This is a genomic window from Dyadobacter sp. CY261 (assembly GCF_021440085.1).
Classification (GTDB): domain Bacteria; phylum Bacteroidota; class Bacteroidia; order Cytophagales; family Spirosomataceae; genus Dyadobacter.
The window spans coordinates 1,765,739-1,788,515 of record NZ_JAKCPW010000001.1 but is presented as its reverse complement, the minus strand read 5'-3'; the positions used below and the strand labels follow the sequence as shown (position 1 = coordinate 1,788,515).

At 47.7% G+C, this 22,777-nt stretch carries 21 protein-coding genes and 1 tRNA gene; 4 read left to right on the top strand and 18 right to left on the bottom strand.

Annotated elements, in window-relative coordinates; genetic code table 11:
* Positions 1 to 90 precede the first annotated feature (90 nt).
* The 11 genes from LZD49_RS07200 to LZD49_RS07150 all read right to left on the bottom strand — a co-directional run bounded on the left by LZD49_RS07200 (position 91) and on the right by LZD49_RS07150 (position 6,549).
* Complete coding sequence (locus LZD49_RS07200; protein WP_234666640.1) at positions 91 to 402, bottom strand: hypothetical protein; 312 nt, start codon at positions 400 to 402, stop codon at positions 91 to 93.
* Positions 359 to 1,198, bottom strand: coding sequence for an RNA-directed DNA polymerase (locus LZD49_RS07195; protein ID WP_255720958.1), 840 nt, complete (start codon positions 1,196 to 1,198; stop codon positions 359 to 361). The genes LZD49_RS07200 and LZD49_RS07195 overlap by 44 nt, the downstream gene beginning before the upstream one ends.
* A 359-nt stretch (positions 1,199 to 1,557) precedes the next feature.
* On the bottom strand, positions 1,558 to 2,037 hold the full coding sequence (locus LZD49_RS07190) for a hypothetical protein (RefSeq protein WP_234666639.1): 480 nt from the start codon (positions 2,035 to 2,037) through the stop codon (positions 1,558 to 1,560).
* Positions 2,034 to 2,534 (bottom strand): hypothetical protein, encoded by a 501-nt coding sequence (locus LZD49_RS07185; RefSeq protein WP_234666638.1) that lies wholly within the window; start codon positions 2,532 to 2,534, stop codon positions 2,034 to 2,036. Before LZD49_RS07185 ends, LZD49_RS07190 begins: the two co-directional genes overlap by 4 nt.
* Positions 2,535 to 3,072: 538 nt before the next feature.
* On the bottom strand, positions 3,073 to 3,762 hold the full coding sequence (locus LZD49_RS07180) for a hypothetical protein (RefSeq protein ID WP_234666637.1): 690 nt from the start codon (positions 3,760 to 3,762) through the stop codon (positions 3,073 to 3,075).
* Between the two features lie 45 nt (positions 3,763 to 3,807).
* The gene (locus LZD49_RS07175) at positions 3,808 to 4,125 is read right to left on the bottom strand and encodes a hypothetical protein (RefSeq protein WP_234666636.1); all 318 of its coding nucleotides are present in this window, start codon (positions 4,123 to 4,125) and stop codon (positions 3,808 to 3,810) included.
* Positions 4,126 to 4,509: 384 nt separating this feature from the next.
* The gene (locus LZD49_RS07170) at positions 4,510 to 4,737 is read right to left on the bottom strand and encodes a hypothetical protein (RefSeq protein ID WP_234666635.1); all 228 of its coding nucleotides are present in this window, start codon (positions 4,735 to 4,737) and stop codon (positions 4,510 to 4,512) included.
* Complete coding sequence (locus tag LZD49_RS07165; protein WP_234666634.1) at positions 4,734 to 5,483, bottom strand: KilA-N domain-containing protein; 750 nt, start codon at positions 5,481 to 5,483, stop codon at positions 4,734 to 4,736. The genes LZD49_RS07170 and LZD49_RS07165 overlap by 4 nt, the downstream gene beginning before the upstream one ends.
* 227 nt (positions 5,484 to 5,710) lie before the next feature.
* Positions 5,711 to 5,769 (bottom strand) — tRNA-OTHER (locus tag LZD49_RS07160).
* Positions 5,770 to 5,779: 10 nt separating this feature from the next.
* Positions 5,780 to 6,154, bottom strand: coding sequence for a hypothetical protein (locus LZD49_RS07155; protein WP_234666633.1), 375 nt, complete (start codon positions 6,152 to 6,154; stop codon positions 5,780 to 5,782).
* Between the two features lie 20 nt (positions 6,155 to 6,174).
* A complete protein-coding gene (locus LZD49_RS07150) occupies positions 6,175 to 6,549 on the bottom strand; it encodes a hypothetical protein (protein WP_234666632.1) in 375 nt (124 codons plus the stop codon).
* Positions 6,550 to 6,705: 156 nt separating this feature from the next.
* Between LZD49_RS07150 and LZD49_RS07145 the strand changes: the two genes are divergently transcribed.
* On the top strand, positions 6,706 to 7,491 hold the full coding sequence (locus LZD49_RS07145) for a hypothetical protein (RefSeq protein WP_234666631.1): 786 nt from the start codon (positions 6,706 to 6,708) through the stop codon (positions 7,489 to 7,491).
* Between the two features lie 176 nt (positions 7,492 to 7,667).
* Positions 7,668 to 8,312 (top strand): hypothetical protein, encoded by a 645-nt coding sequence (locus LZD49_RS07140; RefSeq protein WP_234666630.1) that lies wholly within the window; start codon positions 7,668 to 7,670, stop codon positions 8,310 to 8,312.
* A gap of 3 nt (positions 8,313 to 8,315) precedes the next feature.
* On the opposite strand, the gene LZD49_RS07135 is transcribed toward LZD49_RS07140, so the two are convergent.
* From LZD49_RS07135 to LZD49_RS07105, 7 genes are all read right to left on the bottom strand, one after another.
* Positions 8,316 to 9,551 (bottom strand): phage integrase SAM-like domain-containing protein, encoded by a 1,236-nt coding sequence (locus tag LZD49_RS07135; RefSeq protein ID WP_234666629.1) that lies wholly within the window; start codon positions 9,549 to 9,551, stop codon positions 8,316 to 8,318.
* 343 nt (positions 9,552 to 9,894) lie between these two features.
* Complete coding sequence (locus LZD49_RS07130; RefSeq protein WP_234666628.1) at positions 9,895 to 14,844, bottom strand: Ig-like domain-containing protein; 4,950 nt, start codon at positions 14,842 to 14,844, stop codon at positions 9,895 to 9,897.
* A 63-nt stretch (positions 14,845 to 14,907) separates the two neighbouring features.
* A complete protein-coding gene (locus LZD49_RS07125) occupies positions 14,908 to 15,216 on the bottom strand; it encodes a DUF6916 family protein (protein ID WP_234666627.1) in 309 nt (102 codons plus the stop codon).
* Positions 15,198 to 15,701: a GNAT family N-acetyltransferase gene (locus tag LZD49_RS07120; protein WP_234666626.1), complete on the bottom strand. Its 504-nt coding sequence runs from the start codon at positions 15,699 to 15,701 to the stop codon at positions 15,198 to 15,200. Before LZD49_RS07120 ends, LZD49_RS07125 begins: the two co-directional genes overlap by 19 nt.
* Before the next feature lie 42 nt (positions 15,702 to 15,743).
* Complete coding sequence (locus LZD49_RS07115) at positions 15,744 to 16,259, bottom strand: phage tail protein (protein ID WP_234666625.1); 516 nt, start codon at positions 16,257 to 16,259, stop codon at positions 15,744 to 15,746.
* A gap of 42 nt (positions 16,260 to 16,301) precedes the next feature.
* Entirely contained in the window at positions 16,302 to 16,817 is a 516-nt protein-coding gene (locus LZD49_RS07110; protein ID WP_234666624.1) for a phage tail protein, read from the bottom strand.
* Between the two features lie 40 nt (positions 16,818 to 16,857).
* Positions 16,858 to 17,373: a phage tail protein gene (locus LZD49_RS07105; protein WP_234666623.1), complete on the bottom strand. Its 516-nt coding sequence runs from the start codon at positions 17,371 to 17,373 to the stop codon at positions 16,858 to 16,860.
* A 529-nt stretch (positions 17,374 to 17,902) separates the two neighbouring features.
* Between LZD49_RS07105 and LZD49_RS07100 the strand changes: the two genes are divergently transcribed.
* Positions 17,903 to 19,270 carry a glycoside hydrolase family 140 protein gene (locus LZD49_RS07100; protein ID WP_234666622.1) on the top strand — a complete coding sequence of 456 codons (1,368 nt, stop codon included), beginning with the start codon at positions 17,903 to 17,905 and terminating at the stop codon, positions 19,268 to 19,270.
* Positions 19,271 to 19,565: 295 nt separating this feature from the next.
* Positions 19,566 to 22,772: a DUF1553 domain-containing protein gene (locus tag LZD49_RS07095; protein ID WP_409021302.1), complete on the top strand. Its 3,207-nt coding sequence runs from the start codon at positions 19,566 to 19,568 to the stop codon at positions 22,770 to 22,772.
* Positions 22,773 to 22,777 lie beyond the last annotated feature (5 nt).

Below are 22,777 nucleotides of genomic sequence, written 5' to 3'. Positions count from 1 at the left end.
GGCTAGCATTATACATAGTGAAATAAGGCTCCAAAGTTTGTCGATAGGTGTCATTTTTTTTGGATAGTTGAGGATGAATGATAATTGGAGTCAGGTGAATTCGAGACGTTTGTTGTCCCGGACAATAGTGGTTTCGAAAGGGAAATCAGATTTTGATATTTTTTGAATTTCGTATTGCAAGACCGTCGATCCGGTAAACACCACCCTTTTCTGATCTCCGATGCTGATCTGCATGTGAAGGCATTTACTGTTGCCTTTGCCGGGATATTTGGATGTTTCAATGCGGTAGTCGTGCACTACTATTTCGGTATTAATGATCCGGTCGACGTCGATTTTGTCCCCTACGAACCCTTTGCTTTCAGGTTGTATCCCGAATTCCTTGAACTTCTTTACTTTTTCCATGGGAGAGTACTTTGATGAGGTTTAGACAGTTTGCGTGCTTTGCCCATCCTTTGTACGCGGCGATCGATTCAGGTCCTTTGCCTTTGGCGATCGCTCGGGCAAAGCTCTTCTTGATTGACTTTCGGAGCATAGTGTGCGTGTGGTACATCCGGTACCCTACGAAGTCAATGCCGCGGGATGCAACCGGAAAGATTTGATAGTTTCCTTTGACGTCTAATCCTAATTTGTCTCTCAGGTATTCCCGGATCTCGGAGAGCAGCTGGTGTAATGCCGGCTTACTGTCCCCAAGAATTACCAGGTCGTCGCAATACCTGAAATAGTGCTTAACATTTTTCATTTCCTTAATCCAGTGATCGAAGTAGGTTAGATAAAGATTTGATAGAAACTGGCTGAGGTAGTTCCCGATTGGAAGTCCCTCTGAGCTGTCGATGATCGAGTCAATCAGCCACAACAGGTCGGGATCTTTGATTTTTCGACGCACTATGGATTTCATGATTTGATGATCGATACTTGGGTAAAATTTCCTTACGTCCAATTTTAGGCAGTACTTAGTTTCCGGCTCGTTTTTCAACGCTGCACTAACTCTCGATGCGGCCAGGTGAATTCCTCGCCCTTTGATGCATGCGTACGTGTCATGCGTGAAAATTGAGGTCCAGATTGGTTCCAAAATATTCATGATGGCGTGATGTACAATCCTGTCTGGGAAGTAAGGAAGCCTTGATATCTCTCTTCTCTTTGGTTCAAAGATCACAAACGTGGTGTACTGCGATGTTTTGAACGATTTGTTTCGAAGCATGAGGTGCAAGGCTTGTAAGTTATATTCCTTGTTGTGATCATGTTTTTTGATGCCATGCTGACTGAGCTTACCTTTTCTGGCTCTCCTATCGGCCAGGTGAAGGTTTTCGATACTGCAAACTTTTTCGTAAAGATTTCCCGTCCGTTTCATAGCCTATGCTTTGCGACTCGCTTTTTCTTGCGATACCAGCGCGTCATAAAGGTTATCAGGTCATTTTTTGGCATGTTGCCAAGGTCTGCGCTGCAATTTCTTGATTTTGCATATGTGGGAGCCGACGTTCGAATTCGAGTTGTCGTAGTCGTTGTCGTTGAACGAGAACCTGGAACTACCTGCGGCATGCAGTGCACAACCCATTATCTTTATTCGATCACCATCCAATCTCGGTAAATATCCAGAAACGTTTCCCCGGCGTATTCGGCCAGTTCGCGGGACCGAAAAACGAGGCGGGAGCCGACGCGCGAACGCGAGTTGCCGTAGACGCCGTCGCTGAACGAGAACCCGGAACCACCCGCGGATGTTGACCGCATGTCAAACCAAGGGTAGTACTTCCACTCGCTTGAATTGTCCCAATTTGGTTTCCAGCCTTCATTTAGTGCTTTCGCTATCCGTTCGAGTTTGTGGAATGCAAATTCGGCGACAGCTCCATCATAATCATTTATGGTCTTGGGTTTTAGTCCCAGTACTTCACATGCGTCTTCATAACTTTTCACTCGGTCTGTGATTTTTTCAATCAACACATCGGCACCAATCAAATTTTGAAGAAGGGCCTTTCCTTTTGGTCCGGCTGAGTTGAATGCCTTGATGGCATTTTCTTTGGTGATTTGGATTAATTCTGTCATTTCTGTCTTGGATTGTGGATGATACGATGGATTTCAATAAACTGTTTTCCGGAGTATGTCGCCAGTTCTGATGTTTTGAAAACCCGGCGGGAGCCGACGCCCGAAAACGAGTAGTCGTAGCCGACGCCGCGGAACGAGAACCCGGAACCACCCGCGGCATTTTCGTCCCAATAGAAGTATGGATAATATTTGTACTGGTCGTCATCGCTCCAATCCGGATTCCATCCTTCGTTTAGTACCTCATTAATCACATCGTCCTGATGAACTGCGAACATGTATTCTGCCTGATCTTCCAAGAATGAGAAATCTTCGATAGTCTTTGGCTTGATGCCTTTGATCAGACACGCATCTTCGTAAGATTTGACCCGATCCGTGATTTTCTGGCTTAGCGCAACCTCTCCGAGTAGGTCTTTGAGAAGTTTTTTCCCAGCCCTGTCGGCTGACTCAAACGCTTTGATGGCATTTGACTTTGAAATTTGAAGGTATTCTGTTGACATGTTATTGATTGTTTGTGATGAGCGATATTGATCCACAAAGTGGACTTGGAAATATGTCCAAGCGCATTATTCCAAAACCCTTAACTTTTGACTGGATCTGTTACAAGACGGATCTCGTAAGCTGAAATGGTGGTATTTTCGTCCAGTTTTAATACAACCGGTTCTGTGTATACGATTGATTTTCGATCGATAAGCATTGAATAGATCGAAGTGATATACCGACAGCAGAAGACGTTATTATCTCCATCCAAATATTTCCTTACTTTGAATCCGACGCCTTCCGTTGTTGGTGCAATAAAAAGCCGGTTGTCCTCAATGTAAAATTCAACGTGAGATGGATCATTCATTAGTTCAACGAGCCCGCGCGACATCCGGAATGTTCCGTTTGCTCTGGTTGAGATAAACGTCGGGCGGTTTTTTCGAGGCGATCTGGCACGGTGAATAGCTACGGCTCGTTTGACGTTTGACTTGTTAATACGCTCCATACTGAAAGATGAGGTTACTTATATTCAATTATGATGAAGTGGAATTTGACACGCTAAAAAGGAAGATCATCGTCATCGTCCGTAGGTGGCGGGAGGGTGGCTGATGGGGGCATTGATGTTGATGGCGTTGGGCTGACAGGTTGAGCGACTGGTTTATTCTCCCGGTAATTTTTGAGTTCTGCGGCTAATTGCGCGCCAATCTCATCATCTTCTTTGGCAAGTGAACCGCCGAATGAGAAGATCGGATAATAATAAGTGCCTCGTTCATTTTCACCTGTCCCTACGCTTGCAACTGAAATCCATTCATCGTTTTGACGTACGCGGCTTTTGCCGACTGTGTCGCCCCAAGACTTAATGGCTGACCCGCGGAGTCGGATGCAAATCAAGTCCTGTAATTCCGACATGGCAAAAATTACCATTGTGTAGTGACCACCGTTGGCGTTTACCTCGCCTTTAATGTCGCGCCATAGTCCCTTTGCAATGGTATTGCCATCTTTCCAGCGGACATTGAGCTCTTCTCTGCCGACATATTGAACCACATTTGAAAAAATGCCCTGGCGAAGATTTTCATCGAACCCGCGGACGCAGTACCGTTCACTGATGATGAAAAATTTGAACGGCAATGTTTCCGGAATTTGTTCAGCCGACTCTGAATTGTAATGGCTGAATGTTTGACCTTGTCCGTCCCAATCGTAGTATCGTTGGACGGGGTTTACTGCTTGGGTAGATTCGTAACGTGACATAAATTTATTGGTGAACTGTTGATAACGGTGATGAATAAACGATTATTAAAAGCCGAGCTCTACCTTTCTTTTTTTGATCAGATTTGTGAGCTCTATTGGTGTCATGAACATGTATTTCTGTTTTTTTAGCCACCATACCTCGGATAGCAAGTATCGGTTGATTTGACATTTCTGATTCTTGTGGTGGGTTAGAAGCCCTTCCTTCCTCCAAAAAATGATCAGATTCGCAGATACATTCAGGATACGCTGAGCTTCGCTACTGTTTATATAAACCTCTGGAAGCGCATCTCCTTTGTGCAGATGTTCTTTGATTTGGTCAAAGTCTTTCCGGAATTCGGACATGACAGCGATTTGATTGCGCATGTGCGATTCAATATTTTCTAACGTCATTGATTCAGTGTCGTTTAAAAAGCTGGTCAATCTTGAATTTGATGGCCGGCGAAAGGATAGAGAGTGCCAAGATGAGGACGATAGCTACCGATTTCATGAGCGTACGGATCGATGCTTTTTTGATTTCTCCTCTTCGGCTTTCATCCGATTGATATATCGATAGATGGTTACAAATGAATGGATCTTTATGCCGCAAATTGCCTCGGCGTTTTTTACAATGTGGGTAACCGCCTCATGTGATCGAAATCCGTTTTTGATCAACTTTGTGTATTCATCGTAGACTTTCTGTCGGTGTCCTTGTTTTTCCAGCCTGAATGAATTCTCTAATGTCGCTTCCATGGGTTGTAATAATTGATGTTAGGATATTCGCTTGATCAGATCGTAATTGGATGGCATCCGCTTCAAGAACCGGCCTTCCTTGGTATAAAACTCGCCCTGATCGTCTTCAAATTCATAAAGGCTGCCTGGTGGTAGTTGGCGGACGATCTTGCGATGTTGCGGTTTATTTGCCTTCAAGCAGGCCTTTTGACTTTTTACCAGGTAAACTCCGCCAACTTCGAGATTGATGATTGGTGTTGATCTCATGATGCCATTTGGTCCAGGTCATAAATCATTGCCGATATCAGTGCGTGAAGCTTATCAAGGTGACCTAGCCGTTCAATGACATCGAGATAGGTTCTTTCGTCCGGTCTTTTCTTGTATGCCCTAACGCTAATGTTGTATAGATAATACAAGTCTGCGTACAACTTACTCCATGTATCATGGGAGCTGATGCCCGTCATTCTGCAATACCCATTAACCAGCCTCAAAATCTTTGTTCTATCGCTTTGTTCTGGTATTGCCGTATTGCTCAGCGGCAAAGCCATTACCTGTCTTGTTGCTCTGCTTTTACTTACTTCAAGATTTTCAATTCTAGATTCCAACAAGCTCAGTCGCTGCTCATGTTCGACCATTACCTTTGCACTGTCCAATAACTGCTCTGCTGTGGACTTCGGCTTTATTGACACCGTTCCACTTTTCAAAAGCTCTGCTATCATTCGATTGCACCAGAGAGAAAACTTGGTATTGAGTCGGCGTGAGAATTCCAAAACTAGTTCTTGGTGAATCCATGATCCGCCAGCATCGCCGTTTTTCACGGTTCGAATATCTTCGAAGCGCAATTCAGTGTCATCCATAACGGCATTTTCGAACTCTTTCCAAGTTTTTGTTCTGAAAATGTCATCCGGCTTCTTGTTGAATGCCTTGGCCATGAGGGTGGCGTTTGCCATTACCTGTCCATCAATCACCTCGAATTGGATGGGACTACTCTCGTATTCGAAAATCTGGATCATGCTGTTTTTAAAGTTTGTTGATGAAGTGTATTTGATATCCGGTGTTTTTGGTTGCGGCACACCGGAAAGCCTACTCTCGGTCGATTATGATTCCAGACTTACGACTTATCTGCCGGTTGCGGTATCTGGTTCCCTCTCTGATTTCACAGCACAACATCAGAAACACACGGTGTTGCCGTACACGTTATACGGTTTATTTACTCCTTAACGGGGCTGTTCGTGTCGCGCGGTAGTGGGAGGGCTCGAACCTCCGACCCATGGCTCTGACCAACCGAGCTACATTACCACCATGCTTTTTATTCGAGAATCATGTCCAGGTATAGGGATTCAAATTGACTACTTGCGTACAGTGCAAGTTCGGGCGATTTGAAGGACAGACTTAAAGACCCCGCTCCGGAGAGAATCAAAGATAGATCGCCAGTTAATTTTAAATCCCCTGTCCGTTCTTGAATGGCTGCTTTATTGATAAATGGAAAGAATTTGGCTTGCATTGGATCGTTTTGATTTGCGACCCATCCATCATTCAGGGCGCTCGTAACTATTTCTAACTTCTCAAAAGCAGACCTGCTTAGTCCTTGATCAACAGAAAGCACTTCACAGGCGTCCTCGAATGATTTTATTTTAATGACCATGATCAATGCTAAGTTTTTTTTATTAATGAATAATTTCAAATTTAGAAAAGTAGAATGCATTATCCGAATAGCATCCAATCTCGGTAAATATCCAGAAACGTTTCCCCGGCGTATTCGGCCAGTTCGCGGGACCGAAAAACGAGGCGGGAGCCGACGTCCGAAAGCGAGTCGTCGTAGCCGTAGACGAGGAACGAGAACCCGGAACCACCCGCGGACATATTGAACCAGGGATAGTATTTGTATTCGTCCCAATCTTCCCAATTTGGCTTCCAACCTTCATTCAATGCCTCAGCGATAATGAATAGCTTTGCAGCGGCATTAATGCCCTTTTGGCGATCAGATGCGGGATGAGGATAGGGGATTTCGAGTTGCGAATCCAAGCCAAGCGCTTCGCAAGCATCTTCGAAAGTTTTGATTTTGGTAGTGATATCCATGTTGATTGGTGATAAAGTGTGAAAATGCCGCTAAATCAAATGATTTGGTCGTTTGGACTTTGTGATGTTGTTTTGCGACTGTTATTACTTATGCAAATATATACAAGTACATATTTCTATGCAAGAAAAATATGTACTTTTTATAGATTTTTTTTCATGGATATCCTAGGTCGAATTAAAATGGTTGTTAGTTATTTGATAGCCAGTAAGTTAGCATCCTCTCAGCAAGACCTTGGTTTTAAGCTCGGCTACTCAACGAAAGGGGCGTTTTCGAATATTTTAAATGGACAAGTATCTATTCCTAAAAAGTTGATCCAGAAAATTGGTTCTTTGGATGACCGGATCAATCAGCATTGGATTGAAACCGGCGAGGGGTTGATGCTTTTTTCGAGATCCGAAGCTGAGGAAATCGGATATCCTGATGGTTCCGAGTCTGTGATAAAGAACAAATCTGGTAACGAATTTATCGATACAGAAAAGGGTAACTCTTTCATGCTTGTTCCTTTGGTGGAGTACTATGCGTATGGTGGTTACCTTTCTGGATGGAGTGACCCCGACTTCATAGATGACCTTCCGAAGCATATGATAAGCGTTGATGTATACAACAAGGGCGATTATCGCGCCTTTCGAGTAAGAGGAGAAAGCATGAATGACGGCACACTGGAATCCATAATTGAAGGGGATATCATCACTGGCCGGATCATTGAAAAGCCACTATGGTTATCCAGGTTCCATATTCATCAATACAAAACCTTTATTATTGTCCATAAGGATGGGGTTCTGGTGAAACGCATTAAGTCGCACCTTGTTGAGGATGGAAAGATCATCGTTGGATCGCTCAACCCAGACAAGACTATCTATCCAGATCAAGAAATTTATTTATCGGATGTTTACGAAATGATGAACGTGGTAGATTTGTACAGGAAGACGAAATTTTTGTAGATCCATTGATAGGTATGCGTATGAGACATATTCCCTATGTGATAAGCATCATTCTGTGCATTGCGTTAAGTGTGGATTCGTTCGGCCAGGCGAGTCGATCCGACAGTATTAGTTCTTTGCGAACCAGAATTGACCGACTGACAATTGAGGTCAAAAGCAGGAGTGATTCATTGATTTTGGCAAAAAGCATTCTGGCTCGACTTGAAGCAAACGCGTCAATTGAAAAGTTTTCTGAGGCACATAAGGGCATCATTGTAACTGCAATAGTTTCAACCGGAGGAGTTATTCGAAGGGAGCCTGATCCCGTCTCGGAGAATGTTCTGTTTGTGGAAAATGGAACAGCAGTTAGATTACTTGACTATGATAATGGGTATTGGGCCGTTAGTAGAGATCTCATCACCGGATTTATTTCCGAAATGTTCATTAATGAAACTGATGATATTAAGCGATACAAAATAGCATTGAAAGGGCGGCAGAATGATTTAAAGCAACAATTAGCGGATAACAAAGCATCGGAACTTCGAAAAAAGGAAGAAGATCGTGAATTACTTCTGCAAAAAATAGAAAAGGAAATCGAAGTAGAGGCTGCTTTATGGAGGAAAAAGATGATAGGGAAATACGGAAAAACTGTGGGGCAGAAGGTCATTGATGGATATTACTGGGTTGGGATGTCAGCTGGAATGGCCAGAGATGGACTTGGAGATCCAATGAGCATTAATAAGTCGGTTGGCAATTGGGGAATTCATGAGCAGTGGGTTTATCCAGATATGTATCTTTATTTTGAAAACGGAAAATTGGCGAGTTATCAAAATTCGCAATAGAACCTATACTGGCTTCTTAAAAAATGCATGATCCATTAGTGCCAGGGCGTTTTCCTCTTGCTCGACATCTTCATAAATCCGGAAGCTGGAAATTGATTCGTGTCCTGTAATCAGCATGATCTTTTCGCGGTCTATGCCTTGTTTCCTCATCATACGCACGCCGGACCGCCTGGCCGCATGCGTCGATACTGCCTGCCATTTTTCAACAATCTCATCAACCCTTTCGCCGCCCTTGGTGTAGCTGAGGATTACCGGTTGCGTCACGCCGCAGATTCTGGCTATTTCTTTGATTCCTTTGTTGAATGTATCGTAGCAGTATATCCGCGGCATTTGTCCTCCGCGCTTATCTAATATTTCCTGAATAATCCAGTGCATTGGAGCGGTTACTAGGTTGCCGGTCTTTTTCGTCTTTCTGGTGATCATCCCATCGGCGAAGGACTCGGGCTTTAATTTCGAAAAGTCCGAGAACCGCATACCGGTGAATGCGCCGATAAGGAAAAGATCCCGAATATCATCATACTGATCAGAGAAATTGGACAGGTCCTTTTTGTGAATTGCCAGCAGCTCGTCATACGAGAGTGAATACTTCCGTACCCGCTCTCTTTTCGCGCTAAAATCACGATCTCGGTAGTAAAGGAACTTATTAATGCCTGCGTTCTTCGCAGCCGTCAGGATGATTTTTAGGGCAGAGAAACAGGTGGAAATGGAGTTCTGTGCATAGCCTTTTTCTTGAAGAAACCTATTGAACCTGTCTCGGAACAACATATCCATATCCTTGAAGTCAATGCTGGTCTTTTTCTTTGAGCAGTATTCGGTCAGGTTGTTATAGGCCATCGTAACGATCCTGGCATTGGAATTTTTTTGACTAACCATTTTTTCAGAAAACGACTTTGCAAAGTGAAGCAGCGTAAGACTCGGGTCGGCTTTTTTGCGCCCCATCTCAATGTCTAATAGCTCGCGGAGCAATGTATCGGAAACATCCAGATCGTCAATTATGAGCCTTCGGTAGATGGTTACTATTGCCTTCCTCATCCGGTCCAAGGTCTCGTTTCGAATCATCGCATCGCTGACGCCTTTTTTGTCTCTGATCATCTGCTTTTCGGGGTTCCAATTTGCTGGCGCAATTCTCTCGCCAGTGGCGTACTTGAATGGTTTTAGATTCCCGTATGAGAAGTACATATTAATTGGCGTTTCCTTTGTGCCTTTCGCGTCTTTTAAGTAAAATGTAACAGTTGCCATAGCGGTATATTTGTATCGGGGTAAGCCGGGGGAAAGACCGGGGTAAGGTTTGGGGGAAAGATTTATCATAAAAGTATTTAATGTTCGTTAAATCCGCCAAATCCAAAAGTGCCCGTACTGCGCAGAATCAAGGTATTTTAAACTAACGTGAAGCGCGTTTTGATCGAAAATTGCCAACCTTGTTAACAAAGCATTAATACAGCGCTTAATCAGGTTGTTTTTTACATTTTCCGGGTAAAATATTGGGGAATTTTGGGTTGGGGTAAAAAAAATCAGGCGGGGAGAAGCCCCCGCCTGATACAGTTAACCTAAACAACACGTTAAGATTTCATTGGTGTCGCGTTTATCGGTTAATGAGCACTTTCCGGCTGCTGACTTCGCCGTTTTCGTGCGTGATTGTTAGAATATACATGCCCACCGCGAGATTTTTTACATCTATGGTTTTCGACACGGTTTCGCCCGATTTGTAAACGGTCGCACCGATCATGTTATGCATTTCAACGGATTTGACCTGGTTCCAATCCGTACTTTTCAGGTAGAGGACATCGGAGACAGGGTTTGGATAGAATTCTGATTTCAGGACCAGATCATTAAAGCTTATTTTGATAATCTTACTGTAAGCGAACGTCTTATCCAAGTCCACCATTTTCAAGCGGTAGTAATTGTTTCCCTGCGCCGGTTGCTGATCAACGAACTTGTAAGAAATCAGCGAACTGCTTTCTCCATGGGATTTTTCCGTGCCGATCGCCGCCCAGTTTTTACCATTAGTGCTGCGTTGGATTTCAAAGCGGTCGCTGTTGGTTTCCTCGGTCGTGCGCCAGTTCAAAGAAATGGTATTCTCGGTCTTCGAGCCAATGAAATCGACCAAAGTAACAGGAAGTGAGCAATCCCTGAAGGCCATTAGCGTATCCGTGCAATTGCCAAGCGTAGCCACAATTACCGCTGTCTCCTTGCTTGGAACGCCGGTGACAGTATTCCCGTCTACTGTTCCTTTGTTGGTCGTGATCACAGCACCTGGCGTTGCGGTGAAATACACCGTGTAAGTGTTCAGGTCGCCGCTGCACAAGTATTCCTGACCGGAAATTGCAATGGTTGGGTTTTGACCCACATTGACCGTGGCCGATTGTCCCGTTATAGCTGTTGTGGCCCCGCCTGCTCCGCTCACATTGGTAAGGTTGTAAACAAATGCCCCTGTGGCGTTCGTCGGCGCATTGACCGTTGCCGAGGTGTTGGAGCCGGTAGTCGTGGTCTGCAGAACCGGACCGCCATTGATCGTGTAGCTAAATGTGAAAGGTGCGATACCATTCACTGCTGTAAATGTAATGACCGGTTCGGTATTATCCTTGCATACTTCCGTAGCTCCCGAAATGGTTGCTGTAAGGTTGTTGGCAACGGTGACTGCGGCGGTTTGTGCCGAGGGAGGTGTCAGTGAGCAGGATTGTGCGTCAGTTACGCTCACGAGCTCATAGGTGAATACCCCTACTGTGCCCGTTGGCTGACTTACAGTGGCAGTTGTCTGGACACCTGTGGTTGAAACTGTCTGGTTGCTACCGCCATTAACCTGGTAGGTGAAGGTATAAGGCAATGTTCCGCCTGTTGCTTCAAATGTAACGACTGGTGCGGTTGCGCCCTGGTTGACGGTCGTGGTACCTGTCAGAGAAGAGCCTGTAATCTGATTGACGGTCAGCAGAGCCGCGGCGGATGTGCTGGTATTACATGGATTGGAGATGATACAGCGGTATTCCGACTGGTTGTCCGCTGCCGGTACGTTCGAAAGTGTCAGCGTCGCATCGTCAGCGGTAGGGTTGGAGCCAACCGTAATGTCAGCAAATGAGCCGCCGAATGGCTTTTTCTGCCATTGATAAGTGACGCCCGCTTGTGAAGAGGCCACCGTAAACGAAGTACTTGCCCCTGCGCAAATCGTTTGGGCATCAGGCTCGTCGGTAATCGGCGGTGCTGGGGTAGGAGTTACCGTCACTGTAAATGAGCATGTAGGGGCAGTTCCAATGCCATTCGAGGCAGTTACAAGCACGGTAGTTTCGCCGGCAGGGAATGCGTAAGGAAATGCGATCGGGTTGCCGCCTACACTGTAAGTAATGGTCGCCACCGGACATGCGTCAGCAGTAGCCGCGAATGTTTGTGTGGATGTACAAGTTCCGGCATCAGGAGAGAAAGTTTGGTTGCCTGGGCAGAATGTGATGACAGGTACCGAAGTGATGGTTGTAACGGTCGGGTTGTTGGTGCCTGGTATGTTCGGATCGTCTGTCAGGACGTCCGCAAAGTTCGACCCCGAGACTGTACCCTGCGTTGAGATCTCGCAATCAGATACCGGAATATCGGCATTAATGGTCACTCTGAATTTGATGGTGGTATTTTTGCCAGCAGGGAGGGTGAAGCCACTTCCGGATCCGTTCACGGTAACCGTTTCTCCTGCCTGTACGGCTTCGGTCCTCGCTGGACGCGCTGTTTGAACTGCCGGCTCCGAAACCACTTCACGCGAAGGTTCGGCGGATGGCGTGCCAGCGGCCACTTGTGGTGCGATGTTCGGAGCGGCCGATTCTTCGGTTATGGCTGCGACGCGTTCCGGAGAAGGCTCCATCGCTTCACGCAACGGACTTACGCTGGTTGTAGGACAAGTTTGATTATAAAGATATGGGTTTGCCGCTCCGGATTGGAGTACACTATTTTGAGGAGTATTTCCGCCGGTATTCCATACTTGCACAAGCGAAGAAGATGGGGTGCCGCTATTATGGAGCAGTACTGTGGTGAGAGCAGACGCTGACCTTGTACGGAGCGCGTTGTGATCGGCCGGAATCGACACAGCATTGTTCTTGAGTTCGATACACAGCTTGGAATTGTTTCCCGCCGCACTGGTCGTAGCCAGGTCAATACCGTTGAAAATATTGTCTCCCGAATCAAACACCTGAACACTGTTACCGACCACGTGCACGTTGGTCTGTGCACCGGAACTGGATGTGGTGAGCGTAGCGATCCCCGGTGCGTCGATTGTGTTAAGGATTGTGTTATTTTCAATGTTGAAGGTACCCCTGCCCGTAGCGCCCTGGGTATCGATGGAAATTGCCGATACGCCCGATGAAGAGGGCTTGTTGGTCAATGTATTTCCCACGACATTACCCTCCAGATAACCACCTGCAAAAGCGAACATGTTGATCCCAATACCGCCGTTGAAATTACCCGTATTGCCAGTCACGTTGAATTTCAGTGTGGCCGTCCCTACTGCTGCCAGATCGAAAGTCCTTCCGACACCGTTCCCCACATCGACGGTTGAATTTTTGATATCGGCCTGAATCACTGCCTGCTCATTGGCGCCTACATATACGCCTACGGTCGGATTTCTTAAAAATTTGCAACTATTCTGAACCTTGAGTTTCATGTCCGAATCGCCATACCCGAAAAACTGAAGTCCGGAGTTATTGGAGTCCTGAAACGTGGAATTGTCGACGGTGAGCAATGCCATGTCGGTACTGTTGTTGCTGAAAAAGACAGCACGGCCACCCGGATCGGTAAAAGTGGAATTCACAATAGAGTTTGTTCCGCCCGTGTTGACCGCGTAGATAGAGCCTTCCTGGCTTAAATCCCCCGCTGTACCGATCGATCCGTTTGTGAAATTAAAATTACTGCTATTCCAGAGATTGACTCCTTCTTGCGTTACGGTCCCGTTGATAACTACCCGGTCCATGGTTAACCCGTTTACACCCGACGCGTATACCGCGGCATTGGCACCGGAGTTATCCTGGTTGGAGGCCGTTGCGCCATCACTGGTGTTCGCACTGGTCAGGTTCATGTTCTTGAGTGTGATATTCGTTGCATTCACCAACTCGATACCCCGCTGCACAATGTTTTGGATCGTTCCTCCTGAACCACCCGTTGTTCCGCTTCCTGTTACCTGCAGAGAGCCCGTCGTGCCTGACACGATCATCCCCTTATTACCGCCATTTGCGTTAACTGCATCCAGCGTTACCGTCAAAGCCACGCTGCCTGCAATGTCCAACGCGGGGACGCTGGTTGCGGTGAGCGTTCCTGAAGAGATTGTCAGGTTTCCGCTGCCTGATGAAATTTTGATCGGACTGGTGCCACCGCTAACGCTGGACGATACCTGGCCGAATGTGGCGGCCAGCGCCTTGCCCGACAGGTTTATGGCTGTTCCTGTGCCTGTCAGATTGATTTCGCTCGCGGTAAATGTGCCCGAGTTCGAGCTGTTGATCTTGGCACCGGAACTGTTACCAATGTTTAAGCCCCGCACGGTGGTAGTGCCGTCAACGGTGAGTACATTGCCCGCGCCATTGGTGAGTAAGGGACGTGTACCGCCGGTTGCCGGAATGAGATCGGTTCCGCTTGGTTGTGCAAAACCCGTGAGGGTGATCAGTGAAGACGTTGCACCTTGTCCGAACAATTTCTGATTGTTGCGGAAGGTGATGTTACCGTCGTAGCTTCCGCTATACATGAAAATGACATGTGAATCTTTGGCGTGGTTTGTACCTCCGTCATTGATTGCCTGGAACGCCGCCATGGTGTTGAACGGACTTGCCAAAGTACCATTTCCACCGGCAGCTGCACTTGAATTGATAAACCAGATGGCATTACCGGCGCCATTTCCTACCGCGATAGTAACGGTAGCACTGGACGTCATGCCGGAGCCATTTTGAATATCATAGGTAAAGGTATCGTTACCCGTGAAGCCAGCGGCGGGTTGATACGTGAATGCTCCTGTGGCAGCGGTAATGACGACTGTACCGCCATTGGAGGTGGTAATATTGGTCGAGCTGCTCAGGCTCAACGCCGTAGCGGCAGGACTGATGTCATTGGCAAACAAACCTGTTCCTACGGGAACGGTGATGTTGACATTACCGATTGTTACATAACTATCGTTTTGTGCGATCGGGCTTGCTTTTACCGAGCCGGGAACCAGTGTGGTGTTAATGTCGATTGTTTCGTTGAAAGCTGTATTGCTTGCAGGATCGGGCCCGCCATTTGTGATCACAACGGTATATTCCAGCTCATCCCCTGCAGATGCTCCGGCAGGCCCGACGTTGTTTGTAATGGCGTAAGTATTTGTAGCGCTGATACTCGGTGCAAGTAATGCTTTTGTACCCGATCGTTTACGGGCGCGGGCAAATGGCACCCGTTCATTCTCTTTTCTGTCTGATTGGTTTTGCTTTCGGCCAACCCATTCTGTCTGCGCAGAGGACGGGTCACCGGAAATCTTGCTGATCATTTCAGCACCAGATGCCAGCAGGGCAACGCCTGCCAGGTATAGGTAGAAATTTCTCATGGTTTCAGGATGGTTAACGATTTTGGTTTAAAGAATGTTAGATGTGATCCGGGTAATTCCGGCTTACGAGAAGACTGCCTCATAGCGCATCCCATTGTGATGTTGCGCAATCGGCACAAGAAAAATGTCCATGTATTTGCCATCGGGATGGACGACCCGGTAAACGCCTTGTACAATAGCGCGGTTTTCGCCGGTGGTCTGGAATTCCACCGAAAATGCGCCCCGTTCCAGCGGGGTGTAAGAATTCAGTTCCGTTACTTTCAAAATGGTAGATGGCAGTGAAAAGTCCTGCGCAAAATGGATAACCACCGGTTCTCCTACATGAGGCAGGAAATCTGCCGCTGCTATCTCCTTTAAATCGTATGCTTCCATTCCATTAAATGATAAACTCCATTGGTTTCACTGATTGTTTGAAATCCAAGGCGGGTATACAGATTTTTGGCAGGATTAAAGGATTCTACATGAATGCTGAGCGGCCGCTGCAGTTCGGTTGCTTTGCTCATGAGGTCTTTAAAAATGCCCTGGCCGAATCCGCGGTTGCGGTATTTCGGCAGGATACTGATGTCAATGATCCGCATACCCTTGCCCTGGAAGTTTTCGTGGACGTAAAGCCTCCCGATGGTCTTGTTTTCGTGTTCGATCACCCAGAAATCGGCTCCGATATAGTTTTTTTGATAGTATTCATGCTGCGCCCCGAACTGACTGGACAGAAATTCCTGCTTCATAAGGTCGGTCCATTGCGGTACCCGTTCCATTTCCTGCTCCCTGGTACTTGAATAGATCTTCGCGAGAGAAGGCATATCCCTGGAGGTAATGTGTCTGAGCGATAAGGCGTTGTTGGTCAGCGTAAAATGCATTTCAGTATAAAATATATCAAATTGTCAATCCTGGATGTCATATCAGCCGCGTGGCGGGAACACCCCTTGCAAAGCGATGCAGAAGTATACCGTCAGGTAGGGCATCATGTTGTTATGGGGCTGATTATTGCCCACAGGCGTCAACTGGTCTAGCGCCATGCGCACGTTAGGCGAGCCCTGGCCATACACTTTGCCTTGTGTAGAAGCGGCAAGCGAATACCCCCCCGGATCTTTAAGGTCGGCTGGTTCAGCCACTGCCCTGATCGAATGGGTGTGAAAGGGAATTTCACTGCTCAGCAGCGTCACTGTTTCCTCGCCAGCTGCTTCACCCAGGTCGCGGAGCGAGAGGCCGGGGCCTTGTCCGGGATGCATCGGCACCCGTCCCTGCAAGTCGGGCAAAGCGAAGTTAGACTTGCCATTGCCTCCGTAGGTTGTTCCCAAAAGAGAAAACAATGCTGTGTTTTGCGAAAGGGGCAATAGCTGCCCGTCGCACCACGCCCAGCCCCTGGGCGCGAAATTGAAAGGGAATACTCTTATTTCTGCTACAAAAGGATCCATGACAGTTGATTGGGGTTTAATGTTCGGGTTTATTGTTCGCGTCTAGGTCTGCGATGGGAAGACCCCGAATAGCGAGATAATAAAGTTGACACAGAGATAAGGCTGGACATTGGTATGTGGCTGGTTCCCGCCTTCTCCGGAAAGACTCTGAGCACCCATCTGAGCCGCCGGTGGATCGTTGAAAAACACGTTTGTAGTGCTGGAAATACCTAAAATTGCATTGTTAGGACTCGGAACGTCTGCCAGGTTGGTGGTCGAGATGAACGGGTGCGTGTGGGCAGGGATCTGTTGGACCGTCAGTGTAATTTCTTCGGATCCGCCCATTTCCCCGGGTGAAAAAGTGCCACTGCCGGTGTTGCCCTGGTGAATGGGAATTCTGCCACGCAGGTCGGGAAGCGAAAAGGTCTCTTGCCCGTCGCCGCCGTAAGTTGTTCCTATAAGTTGAAAGAGTACTTCGTTTTCTGATATAGGGAGTAGTTGTCCTTCGCAAAACATCCACCCCGCGGGGGCGAAGTTTCCGGCAAAGATTCTGATTTCTCCCACATAAGGCTGTGCCATATATTTCAGGTGTTAAAATTGGATGGAAAAGTAGGTGCTACTAGTTCGGACTAGGAAAAATCCCCTGCAGTGCAATGCAGAAACTGATCGCCAGAAAGGGCTGCATATTATAATGAGCCTGGCTCCCCCCGACACTGGACACTGTACCCGCATTAAGCGCCACCTTATTGTTGGTGCTGCTTGTGTAAAGGAAGTTGGGCTGGGTATTGGCGAAGTAATTATTGGTCGGATTATTGGTTGGGACCGGGGTGGCAGGCGCGTCGATCGCCGAAACAAAGTGGGTATGTTGCGGTATCTCTTGGACGCTGAGCGTGTGACCCATCTCGCCGGCACGTTCCCCGAGCGTGTGGCCGTTACCTACGTGCATGGGTGTTCGTCCCCGAAAATCGGGAAGCCCGAAGTTGACCCGACCATCACCGCCGAACGTGGTACCGAGTAGGGAGAATAGTGCCTGATTCTGATTAATGGGTAGGAGCTGTCCATTGGTGAACGCCCAACCTTTGGGAGGATAGTTGAAACTTACCAGCCGGATCTCTGATAGGAATGGTTCTGCCATAGAAAAAATAGGTTAGATTGATAGATGGATTATTAAGAATTGACGAATCGCCTGAACGCGATACCAGAGGAAGTGCAAAGCCAATTATGTAGAAATGCCGCTTGAGACGCTACGTCACCAGACCAGGGAGATGTCTGTAATGCGGCAATGAAAAAGAATGTGTAGAATTTCTTTTCATATCGGAGGTTCGTTGGGTTTAGGTTGTTGTAAAAATAGTGCTTCAATATTAGTCATATATCACCGTTTCAAGGGAAATACTTACTAAGCGGTTAAATTAATTCTACGTATAGTGATAAAAATTTGTCTCCATTTTTACACTAAAATATTGATTTTAAGCTTGTTATGTTTTAATTGCGATTGCTGGAAATTTTTTTGGCCATAGTGCCTAAGGGATACAATCGCATGACTGAAATCTTTCAGCTTGGGAGTGAGAAGTTTACAATCTTGTTATGATAAGAATTGACTATTGCAGGTTAAGAATTGACAGACATTGTCTTTAATGGTTATTCACCCATAGCCCTTACATTCGATGAAGCGAGTTAAAGCCCTGATACTGGTCCTTTTTTGCGGTTCGTTCCTTGTCGCGCGCGCGCAGCACTATGCTGTGAGCGAAAGTAAACGCTACCTGCTCAAAGAGGGTAAGCCATTCTTTTGGCTCGGGGACACTGCCTGGGAGCTTTTTCACCGCCTCGACCGGGCGGATGCTGATTACTACCTGCAAAAGAGGGCCGAGCAGGGATTCACCGTCATTCAGGCCGTGGCGCTGGCCGAGTTCGACGGGCTCGGAGAACCCAATCCGTATGGCGAGAAGCCGCTCGTCAGCAACGATCCTGCCAAGCCGAACGAAGCCTATTTCAAACACGTGGACTACATTATCGACAAAGCCGCGGACTATGGCTTGACAATCGCGTTTTTGCCGACATGGGGTGACAAAGTATTTAAAAGCACCTGGGGCAAGGGGCCGGAGATATTCAATGAAAACAATGCACGGGTTTATGGTAAGTGGCTGGGTAACCGCTATAAGGCCAAGAAAAACCTGATCTGGGTACTGGGCGGTGATCGCCAGCCACGCAAAGATAGCCGCGATGTGGAAATCTGGCGTGCTATGGCTGCGGGCATTGCCGAAGGAGTAGGTGGCAACGACAAGGCCCTGATGACCTACCATCCTCAGCCCAACAAGGAAGGTTCCAGTGAGTGGTTCCATGACGACGAATGGTTCGATTTCAACATGTTCCAGACGGGCCATTGCCGCGACTCGCCGGTTTACGATAACATTCAACGGTCTTATACCCGTGCGGTCGTTAAGCCGGTAATCGACGCGGAGCCTATTTACGAAGATCACCCGGTTTGTTTTAATGCAAAGGAAAACGGTATTTCCAGCGCCTACGACGTTCGCAAATCAGCTTACCTCGATCTATTCGCAGGGGCATTCGGGCATACTTACGGGTGTCACGACATTTGGCAAATGTATTCGCCAAACCGGGAGGCGGTCAATGGTCCGCATGTATTCTGGCAGCAGGCGCTTGATTTGCCCGGTGCACTTGAAATGAAGTTTGTGCGAAAGCTGATCGAATCGCGGCCGATTATCGACCGGGTGCCCGATCAGTCCATTGTGGTCGAAAATGCGTTGCCTGCTCCTGACCGCGTCCAGGCGACGCGCGGGAAGGATTACGTATTTGTATATACGGCATCCGGAAAATCCTTTTCCGTAAATCCTGGTAAGATCTCCGGCGCTCACCTCGAAGCTTTCTGGTATGACCCCCGCAATGGGAAAGTAAAGGATGCTGGTAAATTCGATAATCAATCGGTCAACAAATTTGTACCTCCTACCTCCGGGTACGGGCACGACTGGGTGCTGGTGATCGATGATGCGGCGAAAGGGTATGCAAAGCCTTAATGTGATGCCGCGCACCAGAACTATCCGCCCCCAGCAGGCCATAAACAAATGCCAAAAAAATTAGAAAGCAACATTAACACAAAACAGGACAACTAACCATTTACAATCCCTGCCGTCGGTTTTAACCGACGGTAAATGGGATTTATTTATTAAATTAGATTAAGAAATGGGGCAATGTGTGCTTTTGATAATATGTTGAGTGGTCTATTTGCCTCCTGTTCATTATAATATTTTGTTGATGTTGAATTCCTGGTTTAAATATTGTTTGCTGATCCCTGCCGCAGGATTCATGTTGATGTCCTGTGACAAGAAGGTCGACCTCCCAGACGACGTGGCAGCAGAAATGAATACGCTCGTTGCCCCGGTAGATTACACCTACGACGTGAAGCCGATCCTTTCCGATCGATGCTTTGCTTGCCACGGCCCGGATGCTAACCACCAGAAAGCCGACCTGCGACTGGATGTGGCCGAAGTGGCGTACAAGAAAGAAGCGGAGAGTGGCTTAAAGGCCATTAAACCCGGAAAGCCGGGCAGTAGCGAACTGGTGTATCGCATCCTGTCGGCCGACCCGGATATCGTAATGCCAACGCCCGAGTCGCATTTATCGCTTACAGCACGTGAAAAGGCAATCCTGATCCGCTGGGTAGAGGAAGGCGCGGAGTACAAACCGCATTGGGCATTTACCAAAGTAGAAAGGCCGGCATTGCCGAAGGTGAAAAATGAAGCATGGGTACGTAATGATATCGACCGGTTTATCCTGAAAAAACTGGAAGACAAGGGTATTAAACCTTCGCCGGAGGCCGAAAAAACGACATTATTACGCCGCGCATCGCTCGATTTGACCGGCCTGCCGCCCACACCCGAGGAAGTACAAGCTTTCTTGAACGACAAATCGCCGAACGCCTACGAAAAAGCGGTGGACAAACTGCTGGCATCGCCGCATTATGGCGAACATATGGCCGTGCCCTGGCTTGATGCTGCCCGTTATGCGGATACACACGGCTACCAGGACGACGGCTTACGCACTGCCTGGCCGTTCCGTGACTGGGTAATCAACTCGTTTAACCGCAACCAGCCTTACGACCAGTTCGTAACCTGGCAGCTCGCCGGTGATATGCTGCCCAATCCCACTCGCGACATGATGGTAGCCACCGCATTCAACCGCATGCACCAGCAAAGCCAGGAAGGCGGCATTATCCCCGAGGAATATCGCTCAGCTTACGTTTCCGACCGCGTAGATACATTTGGCAAAACATTCCTGGGCCTGACCGTGGAATGCGCACGCTGCCACGACCACAAATATGACCCCATCAGCCACAAGGATTACTATTCGTTGTATGCGTTCTTCAACAATAATGACGAAAACGGACAGATCCCTTACAATGGAGAAGCGAGCCCGGCCATCACGCTTCCGACGCCGGAGGCAGATGCAAAACTGAAATTTATCCACCAAAACCTGACAAAGGAAAAGGCGGCCATTGCAGCGAACTCGGCTAGATATGAACGCAACTTCCAGCAATGGCTCGTCACAGCCCGCGATGCACCAGAAAAAGCATTACTTCCAGAGAAAACCGATTTGTTGGGCCATTTCACGTTCGATGAACCTACCGGTAAAGAATTTGCCAACCTGGCCGATCCAAAGCATAAAGCCAATGCGGAGGGTGACGACAGCCTTTCCAATGTCGCTTCGCGCAACGGGCGGATCGGGAAGGCCAGATATATTTTTGGTGAAAATGCAGTGAGCTTCGGCGACAACTTCGCATTCTTTGAACGTAACCAGCCTTTCAGCATCAGCATTTGGCTTAATCTGCACGATCCGGCAGTCAGTGGTTCGCTGATTCACAAATCCAATGGCGTAATGAATGGCTATCGCGGCTGGAATGTGTTCAGGGAGACGGATGGGCGGATCAGGTTGACGATCAGTCACGTATGGCCTGAGAATGCCATTGAGATCCAGACCATCGACAAGTTTCCGATGAACAAATGGACGCAGTTGGGCTTTACCTATGATGGAATGAGCAAAGCCGCTGGTCTTAAACTATTTGTGAACGGGCAGCCTGTTAAAGTAACCGTGCATAATGACCATCTCACCGAGAGTATTTTGTATGGAAAAAATAAAACAAACTGGTACGTCGACAAGCTCAATATCGGCCGGTTGTCGGATCAGCGGACCAAGAATTTTGAGGTAGACGAGTTTAAGATTTACACGCGGGCAGTCAGTCCGCTTGAAATGCTGGGACTTTATACTTTGAAAAATGAGCTGCTGACAGCATTGAAGACATCTGCCACGCAATTGACGCCTGCTCAGCTAGCTTCGTTGAAAGATTACTACCTGACAAATATCGATGCCGGCTATAAGAAGGAAAGAGCCGCGAGCCTCGCATTGATCGGAGAGGAGACCGAAATCATGGATAAGCAGATTGATGTGATGGTGATGAAAGAGCGTAAATATCCGCGCAAGACCTTCATTCTCAATCGTGGTGCTTATGATGCGCCCGGTAAGGCCGTTACTTCGGATACGCCGGATGCATTCTTCAAAATCCCCAAAGAATATCCCAAAAACCGCCTGGGCCTGGCCAAATGGCTGCTCGATAAAGAGCACCCACTATTTACCCGGGTGACCGTCAACCGTTTCTGGATGACGTATTTCGGCAAGGGAATCGTGATTTCAAGTGACGATTATGGCAACCAGGGTGAGTTACCTACGCACCCCGAGCTGCTGGACTACCTGGCTGCACGTTTCCGCGAATCAGGCTGGAATGTGAAGGCGATGCAGAAGCTCATCGTGACTTCGGCCACCTATCGGCAGTCGTCGAAAATGGATCCGGGTACAAAGGATGTCGATCCCGACAACCGCCTGTATGCCCGCGGACCGAGTTACCGCATGAGTGCCGAGCAGATCCGAGACAATGCATTGGCATCAAGCGGGTTGCTTACAAATAGGGTTGGGGGCAAAAGTGCATATCCCTACCAGCCCGCAGGCTTGTGGGAAGCGCTTGCTACGCGTAACGAGGTTACCTATAAGCAGCAGCATGGCGACAGCCTTTATCGGAGAAGTCTTTACACGATCTGGAAACGTAGCTCGCCGCCCCCGATGATGCTCAATTTCGACGCCGCCGAACGCCATTTCTGCATTACTAAGCGTCAGAAAACCAGCACGCCATTGCAGGCGCTGGTGGTCATGAACGATCCCCAGTTTGTAGAAGCGTCCCGTGTGCTGGCGCAACATATGCTGCAAAAGGGCAAGACCATCGACGAACAAATCGATTACGCATTCACAGCACTGACAAGCCGCCTGCCCGATCCGAGGGAAAAAATGGTGCTGAAAGAGCTGTATGACGAGGAATTGAAGGATTTCAGCCATAATCCGAAACGAATGAAGGCCATACTGTCGGCTGGCGAATATCCCCTCGACAAAACACTGAATCCGGCGCAGCTTGCAGCCGGTACCATCGTGGCGAGCACGGTGATGAATTTTGATGAATTTTTGATCAAGCGATAACAATC